The organism is Mycobacterium sp. (assembly GCF_049280035.1).
In the GTDB taxonomy this organism is placed as follows: Bacteria; Actinomycetota; Actinomycetes; order Mycobacteriales; family Mycobacteriaceae; genus Mycobacterium.
In genome coordinates this window covers 1-7,549 of the sequence record NZ_JBAPPI010000501.1, presented here as the reverse complement: position 1 = coordinate 7,549, position 7,549 = coordinate 1, and the positions used below count along the sequence as shown (strand labels likewise).

Annotated in this window: 8 protein-coding genes and 1 pseudogene; 5 read left to right on the top strand and 4 right to left on the bottom strand. The window is 66.9% G+C overall.

Going from position 1 to position 7,549, the window contains the following annotated elements; translation table 11 throughout:
• Window positions 1-377: pseudogene (locus WAN71_RS16295) on the bottom strand (hypothetical protein); the annotation flags it as partial.
• Between the two features lie 223 nt (window positions 378-600).
• On the opposite strand from WAN71_RS16295, the gene WAN71_RS16290 reads away from it, so the two are divergent.
• Window positions 601-849 (top strand): DUF3107 domain-containing protein, encoded by a 249-nt coding sequence (locus WAN71_RS16290; protein ID WP_422226326.1) that lies wholly within the window; start codon window positions 601-603, stop codon window positions 847-849.
• Here WAN71_RS16290 and WAN71_RS16285 read toward each other — a convergent pair.
• Window positions 836-1,522: a TetR/AcrR family transcriptional regulator gene (locus WAN71_RS16285; protein WP_422226325.1), complete on the bottom strand. Its 687-nt coding sequence runs from the start codon at window positions 1,520-1,522 to the stop codon at window positions 836-838. The two genes, WAN71_RS16290 and WAN71_RS16285, sit on opposite strands and share 14 nt — an antisense overlap.
• Before the next feature lie 182 nt (window positions 1,523-1,704).
• On the opposite strand from WAN71_RS16285, the gene WAN71_RS16280 reads away from it, so the two are divergent.
• The 3 genes from WAN71_RS16280 to WAN71_RS16270 all read left to right on the top strand — a co-directional run bounded on the left by WAN71_RS16280 (window position 1,705) and on the right by WAN71_RS16270 (window position 5,067).
• Window positions 1,705-2,733, top strand: coding sequence for a DUF3152 domain-containing protein (locus tag WAN71_RS16280; protein ID WP_422226324.1), 1,029 nt, complete (start codon window positions 1,705-1,707; stop codon window positions 2,731-2,733).
• A gap of 159 nt (window positions 2,734-2,892) precedes the next feature.
• Window positions 2,893-4,080 carry an adenylyltransferase/sulfurtransferase MoeZ gene (moeZ, locus tag WAN71_RS16275; RefSeq protein ID WP_422226323.1) on the top strand — a complete coding sequence of 396 codons (1,188 nt, stop codon included), beginning with the start codon at window positions 2,893-2,895 and terminating at the stop codon, window positions 4,078-4,080.
• 129 nt (window positions 4,081-4,209) lie between these two features.
• Window positions 4,210-5,067 (top strand): TIGR02569 family protein, encoded by an 858-nt coding sequence (locus tag WAN71_RS16270; protein WP_422226322.1) that lies wholly within the window; start codon window positions 4,210-4,212, stop codon window positions 5,065-5,067.
• An 18-nt stretch (window positions 5,068-5,085) separates the two neighbouring features.
• Here WAN71_RS16270 and WAN71_RS16265 read toward each other — a convergent pair whose 3' ends face one another.
• Complete coding sequence (locus tag WAN71_RS16265; RefSeq protein ID WP_422226321.1) at window positions 5,086-5,382, bottom strand: MGMT family protein; 297 nt, start codon at window positions 5,380-5,382, stop codon at window positions 5,086-5,088.
• Between the two features lie 2 nt (window positions 5,383-5,384).
• The gene (locus WAN71_RS16260; RefSeq protein WP_422226320.1) at window positions 5,385-6,164 is read right to left on the bottom strand and encodes an alpha/beta fold hydrolase; all 780 of its coding nucleotides are present in this window, start codon (window positions 6,162-6,164) and stop codon (window positions 5,385-5,387) included.
• Window positions 6,165-6,241: 77 nt separating this feature from the next.
• Between WAN71_RS16260 and WAN71_RS16255 the strand changes: the two genes are divergently transcribed.
• Window positions 6,242-7,549, top strand: a 1,308-nt coding sequence (locus WAN71_RS16255) for a UvrD-helicase domain-containing protein (protein ID WP_422226319.1), incomplete at its 3' end; no start/stop codon positions are given.

Here is a 7,549-nt window from a genome sequence, read left to right as displayed (position 1 = left end):
GGCGGTACGGACGGGACAGCCGCCGGCGGCGGGATCACCGTGGGCGCGTCGGTGGGACCCGCTGTGGGTGAGGGGCTGGGTGCTTTCGGCGGCGGTGTCACGGTGGTGACCGTTTCGCGAGGTAGCGACGGGGCCGGCGGAGCGCTGAGCCGCGGTGAGGTCACGCCGCGAGACGGTGGCACCACGACAGTCGCCGAGGTAGAGGCGCTGTCGCCGCCATTGACGATCACGACCGTGGCGATCATCGCGAGCACAAAGACGATACCGGCGATTGCCGCGACCGGGCGCCAGCGCTGATCGATGGGCGCGAACTCATCGCCGTCGGCGTAGAAGTCGTCGACCGCGTCATCTGGGTAGTCCTGGATATCGCTATCCAAGTAATTCGTGGTGCTGATGGTGCAGATGTTATCGATGCCAGCGGGCCAGGCGACGTGACGTGCGGGCGTGTCAGGTCACGATTTGCCAACGGCGGCCGGGTCAATCCGCACACGGGATCCTTGGTGCCCACCGGCTTTCAGCACCGATCAGTGGCGTCCACTAGCCTGCTTGCTGGAGAACGATTTTCAACGATCACCAGGGAAAGAACGGGAAGGGGCCGACGTGGAGGTCAAGATCGGTATCACGGACAGCCCGCGCGAGTTGGTCTTCAGCAGTGCGCAAACGCAAAGCGAAGTCGAAGAGCTTGTCGCTGCCGCGCTAAGTAAGGATTCCAACCTACTGAGCCTGACTGACGAGAAGGGCCGTCGCTTCCTGGTCCACGCCACCAAGATCGCCTACGTCGAAATCGGCGTTGCGGACTCGCGCCGGGTGGGTTTCGGAATCGGCAGCAGCGCGGCTAGGAACGGGTGAGCGGCACGTGTGATAGGCCGCCCCAGGCGAACAGCACCGTGCCGTCGACCGCATCGTCTTTGGAAATCGGCCGATCGGAGTCCAACCAGTACCTGGCGCAGTCGACGCTAAGTGCGACCAGGGCCACCGCGATCATCCGGGCGCGGTGTGGGTCCAGGCCGGAGTCGGCGCTGATCAGGTCGAAAACCGCGTCGATGCATGATTCGGTCGCCACCCGCACCTGCGCGGCGACCGTGGGCTCGGTGACGTAGTCGTTCTCGAAGATCAACCGGTAGCCCTGGCCGTCGTGCTCGATGAAATCGAAGAACGCCTGGACCGCGGAGCGCAACCGTTGCCGGTTGTCGGTGGTGGTGCGCAATGCCTGCCGCACGCCGGACACCAGATTCTCGACGTGTCGAGCCAGCACCGCCAGGTACAACTCCAGCTTGCTGGAAAAGTGTTGGTAGAGAACGGGTTTGCTGACTCCGGCCCGTTCGGCGATCTCATCCATGCCGGCGGCGTGGTAGCCGCGGTCGACAAAAATCTCGCTGGCGGCGATGAGCAATTGGCCGCGACGCTCGTCACGGGGCAGCCGGTTACCGCGCCGGGGGGAGGTGCCGCGTGTCTCCGCTGGCCGCTTGCTGCCACCCAGCCTGACCGCACCCCCTTCGGCGGCGTTGGCGAGATCGCTCATCAAGTCCTCAATCTGGTTGTCTAGCGCCGGTGCAGCGATGCGCGGCTAATCGCAACGACATTACTACCCACTGGCTTTAGCGGCCGCCATCCGTGCCCTGAATGTCGGCGGTTCAGCGTTGCACCATTACCTGCGGGCGCGCCGAGAGTCCCAGCTAGCGGCCGTTGTGCCATCCTGAGGAAATGACCTATGACCCGGATCGGCGCGGGGGCAACCGGGTACCGGTGCTCCGCGACGACTGGCGAGAACCGCTGCGCGCCCAGCGGGACCCAGTGGCATCGGGGTCGGGGCGGGTGCGGTCGAATCGGGACAGCGGCCGCTGGCGAAAACAGAGCTGGCTGGGACGCTTTGTGTCGACTTACGGCTGGCGCGCATACGCGCTGCCGGTGCTGGCTGCCGTCACCGCTGTGGTGATCTACCAGACTGTGACAGGGACCAGCGCGCCCGCACCGGCCTCGGGGGATCCCGTCCAAGGCCCGCCGAAGATCGGTGCGGTGGGCACGGCGATCTTCGACGCACCGCCGCGCGGTCTGACCCAGTTCGACGTCAACCTGCCCACCGGGATGCTGCCCAACGGCGGTCCATACACCGATGCCGGCGATAAGACCTGGCACGTCGTTCCGGGTGGCACGCCCCAGACCGGCCAGGGCACGGCCAAAGTCTTCAAATACACCGTCGAAGTCGAAAACGGCTTGGATCCCACCGCGTTCGGCGGCGACGACGCGTTCGCGGCGATGGTGAGTCAGACGCTGGCCAACCCAAAGAGCTGGACCCACAATGCGCAGTTCGCGTTCATCAGGATTGACGGGGCTGACAAAAGTAAGCCGGATTTCCGGATATCGCTGACCTCCCCGATGTCGGTGCGGGACGGCTGCGGTTATGAATTTCCGCTGGAGACGTCCTGCTACAACCCGTCCTACGGAGCTAGAGAACCACGGGTCTTCATCAACGAGGCGCGGTGGGTGCGCGGCGCGGTGCCTTTTGAGGGCGACGTCGGCTCGTACCGGCAGTATGTGATCAACCATGAGGTCGGCCACGCCATTGGGTATCTGCGCCACGAACCCTGCGATCAGCAGGGCGGTTTGGCGCCGGTCATGATGCAGCAGACCTTTTCCACCTCCAACGACGACGCCTCGAAGTTCGACCCGGAATGGGTCAAGGCCGACGGCAAGACCTGCCGGTTCAATCCCTGGCCTTACCCGATCGCCTAGCCGGGCAATCGCACCCAGCTTCACTCCGCGCGGGATGGGAAGCTGCGACAGCTGTTTGCCGTTGTTTCCCACAGCTGCTGTGATGGTTGTGGTTGTCAGTCTGTGAAAAGTGCGCGGAATGCCAACTTCAGTGACGAATCCCGAATCGAGGCGGTATCGGTGTCTGGGCCAGACAGGTCGTTGCCACCGCTGGTCGAGCCGGCTGCCGAGCTGACGCGGGATGAGGTCGCCCGTTACAGCCGTCATCTCATCATTCCGGACCTCGGTGTCGACGGTCAGAAGCGGATGAAAAACGCGCGGGTGCTGGTGATCGGCGCCGGCGGGCTTGGCGCACCGGCACTGCTTTACCTGGCGGCGGCGGGCGTTGGCACGATCGGGATCGTCGACTTCGACGTCGTTGACGAATCCAATTTGCAACGCCAGATCATCCACGGCGTGTCCGATGTCGGCCGATCCAAAGCACAGTCCGCCCGCGACTCGATCGCCGAGGTCAATCCGCTGGTGGAAGTGCGCCTGCACGAGGAGCGGCTGGAAACGCACAACGCCGTCAACCTCTTCGAGCAATACGACCTGATCCTTGACGGCACCGACAACTTCGCCACCAGGTACTTGGTCAACGACGCCGCGGTGCTGGCACATAAGCCCTACGTGTGGGGGTCGATCTATCGGTTCGAAGGCCAGGTCTCGGTGTTTTGGGAGGATGCCCCCGACGGGCGCGGCCTCAACTATCGCGACTTGTACCCGGAAGCGCCGCCGCCAGGCATGGTGCCGTCCTGCGCCGAAGGCGGTGTGCTGGGCATTCTGTGCGCATCGATCGCGTCGGTGATGGGCACCGAGGCGATCAAGTTGATCACCGGAATCGGCGAGCCGCTGCTCGGCCGGCTGATGCTGTATGACGCGTTGGAGATGAGCTACCGCACTATCACGATCCGCAAGGACCCGTCCACGCCCCAGATCACCGAGCTGATCGACTACGAGGAATTCTGCGGGGTGGTGTCCGACGACACCGCCGAGGCGGCCGCCGGCTCCACGATCACGCCGCGCGAGCTGCAGGAGCTGCTGGATTCCGGCAAGAAGGTGGCTCTGATCGACGTGCGTGAGCCCGTCGAGTGGGACATCAACCACATCGACGGTGCCCAGCTGATCCCCAAGTCGTCGATCAGTTCCGGCGAAGGGCTGGCCAAGGTGCCGCAAGACCGGATGCCCGTGCTGTATTGCAAGACAGGTGTGCGCTCAGCGGAGGCCCTGGCCGCGTTGAAGAAAGCCGGGTTTGCCGACGCGGTGCACCTGCAGGGTGGGATCGTGGCATGGGCCAAACAGATGCAGCCCGACATGGTGATGTATTGACCCGGTGATGGCGCTGGCTGCCCCGGGTGGCGGGCGGCAGGTTGGGCTTGAGTGGCCTACCACATTTGGGCGTAGCCGGCTCATCGTGTCTAGTCCCGACAGTTCGCTGGCCCCGATTAGGCTAATCGCGTGACTATCGAGCCGCCGCCTGAGCACGTGCTGGCGGCGTTCGGTTTGAGTGGTGTGCGGCCCATACCGTTGGGAGCCAGTTGGGAAGGTGGCTGGCGGTGCGGCGAAGTGGTGCTGTCGATGGTCGCCGACAACGCCCGCGCGGCCTGGTCGGCGCGGGTGCGAGAGACGCTGTTCGTCGACGGCGTGCGGTTGGCCCGGCCGGTCCGGTCGACCGATGGGCGCTACGTGGTTTCCGGCTGGCGGGCAGACACTTTTGTGGCCGGTCAACCCGAGCCCCGGCATGACGAGGTGGTGTCGGCGGCGGTGCGGTTGCACGAGGCCACCGGCAAGCTGGAACGGCCCCGATTCCTCACCCAGGGGCCAACGGCGGCGCCCTGGGCCGATGTCGACGTCTTCATCGCCGCTGACCGTGCGGCGTGGGAGGAACGGCCGCTGCAGTCGATTCCGGCCGCGGAGCGGGCGGCGTCACCAACCGCGGACGGGCAGCGGTCGATCGAGTTGATCACCCAGCTTGCCGGACTGCGGCGGCCCACCAAGAGCCCTAACCAGCTGGTGGACGGAGATCTCTATGGCACCGTGCTGTTCGCGGGCGCCGCTGCCCCCGGGATAACCGACATCACGCCGTACTGGCGGCCGGCGTCGTGGGCGGCAGGAGTCGTCGTCGTGGACGCGTTGTCCTGGGGCGAGGCGGACGAAGGGCTCATCGAACGCTGGAACGCCTTGCCGGAATGGCCGCAGATGCTGTTGCGCGCGTTGATGTTTCGTATCGCGGTCCATGCGCTGCACCCGCGCTCGACGGCGGCTGCCTTCCCGGGTCTGGCCCGCACGGCTGCCCTGGTGCGCCTGATCCTCTAGGTCCCCACACTCGGGCTCCTAAAACTCGTAACGGATGTCGTCCAGCGCGATCCTGCCGTCGACGGCCAGAACTCCCTCTGCCCGAAGCAGTTCCAACTGCCGGGTGGTCAGATGCCGAGCGGGTCGGCCGGACGCCGTTATCACCCGATGCCAGGGCAGGTCCGAGGAGTCCGTGCGCATGATCCACCCGACAATGCGCGGGCTGGAAAGCTTTGCGGCAGCGGCAATATCACCATAGGTGGCGACTCGGCCGGCCGGTATCGACGCAACCAGCGCGCGCACCCGCTCGACCTGCTCGTCAGTCACCGGCGCCACGATCAGCGCATCCGCTCTCGGATCAACGCGGCGACCTCGGCCGGCTTGGCCTCCGCCACCATGTGATTGCAGTCGAAATTGATCAACTGAAACTCGGCCCCCAGTCGGTCGTGCAGGCTGGCGATGAGCCGATCGGTGACATACGGTGGCGATGTCCGCGTAGCCCGCACCAACGTCGTTTTAATCCCGTTGGGCGGCAATACGATTTCGCGGGCCAACTCACTCCAGTAGGACATCATCGCGGGCAGGCTGAGACGCCAACCGTAGCGCCCGCCCGGCAGCGCGACGAGGTGATCGTCGAGTTCGGCGTCGAGCACGGCCGGGTCCACATCAGCCCACGAGTCGGTGGCCTTCTCGGCGCGGGCCTCCGCAGCGTCCGGGTAGTCGGGGGAGGCCAGCATGGCGTCGGCGATCTCACGCATCCGCCCGCCGTCCAGGCCGATCGCCGGGTCAAGCAGCACCAGGGCAGCCACCCGGTCGGGATGCGCGGCGGCCAGATGTAGCGCGACTGCGCTGCCGAACGAATGCGCAACCACCACCACCGGGCCGTCGGCCTGCTGCTCGAGCAGTGCGGCGAGCGCGGCGACGTTGGCATCGATGGTCCACGGTGCCGCCCACGGCGACCTGCCATGTCCAATCAGATCGGGTGCGGCAACGGTGATCTCGGCTAGGTGCTGAGTCGCCAGCGGCTGCCAGCGTTTCCCGTGGCCGGTCAGCCCGTGGACTGCCAGCAATCGCACGGGCCCGGCCGGGCCATAGCGGTGTACATGCAGCCGGCTCACGCGTTGATGGTGCCAGTTCGATGTCCGGCCATGGCTGACCGGGCTGACTTGTCGGACCCCCGTGGTGTCATGCCGCTATGTCTTACCGCTGGGGTCCCGAGGCGCGCGCTGTGCTGGATCCCGGCCTGCGCGGCGTGGTGCGAGTGCTGGGCGGACCGGGAACCGGTAAGAGCTGCCTGTTGATCGACGCAGCGGCGGCGCGCATCGCCGCCGGCGTCGATCCGGAATCGATGCTGCTGCTGACGGGTTCGGGCCGGATCGGATTACGCGCTCGCAGTGCGTTGACGACGACGTTGTTGCGCTCGCAGCAGGCGGGTCGCGGGCTCCCGCCGGTGATCCGGGAACCGCTGGTGCGCAGCGTGCACAGCTACGCGTTCGCCGTGCTGCGGCTGGCGGCACAGCGCGCCGGCGGTCCACCACCTCGGTTGGTCACCGCAGCTGAACAAGACGCGATCATCGCCGAGTTGCTCGCCGGCGAGGTGGAGGACGGCCCCGATGCGACGACAGCGTGGCCGGCTGAGCTGCGGGCCGCGCTGGGCACCGCGGGGTTCGCCGCCGAACTGCGCGAGCTGCTAACCCGCTGCGCCGAACGCGGTGTGGACGCTGCGCAGCTGCAGCGGCTGGGCCGGCGGTGCGGTCGTCCGGAATGGGCGGCGGCAGGCCAGTTCGCGCACAAGTACGAGCAGGTGATGCTGCTGCGTGCCGCCGTCGGGACGGCTGCCCCGCACGCGACCACGCCGGCAGTCGGGGCCGCCGAGCTGGTTGGGGCCGCTCTCGAGGCGTTCGCGGTCGACCCGGAGTTGCTGGCCGCCGAACGCGCCCGGATCGGCGTTCTGCTGGTTGACGACGCGCAGCAACTCGACCCGCAAGCAGCTTCGCTGGTGCAGGTGCTGGCTGCCGGCGCTGAGTTGACGTTGCTCGCCGGTGACCCCGCTCAGGCGGTATTCGGCTTCCGCGGCGCTGAGCCGGCGGCCCTGCTGGGAGGTGCCCCCTCGCCGTCGGTAACGCTGACGACGTCACACCGTTGCGCCCCGGCGGTGGCGCGGGCTGTCTCAAGCATCGCTGGCCGACTTGCGGGCAGCTGCGAAATCGAAAGTACCGGAGGCGATTCCGGATCGGTAGCGGTGAGGCTGGCCGCGTCCGCGGCCGCAGAGGCGGCGCTGATCGCCGATTTCTTACGGCGCGCGCACCTCGTTGACGGGGTGCCGTGGTCGCAGATGGCGGTCATCGTCAGGTCGGTTCCGCGGGCCGCCACAGGGTTGTCGCTCGCGTTGGCGCGAGCCGGAGTTCCGGTCGCCGCGCCGACGGTATCGGGGTCGCTGGCCGAGCAGCCCGCTGTGCAGGCGCTGCTGACGGTGTTGGCCGCCGCCGCCGACGGGCTGGAC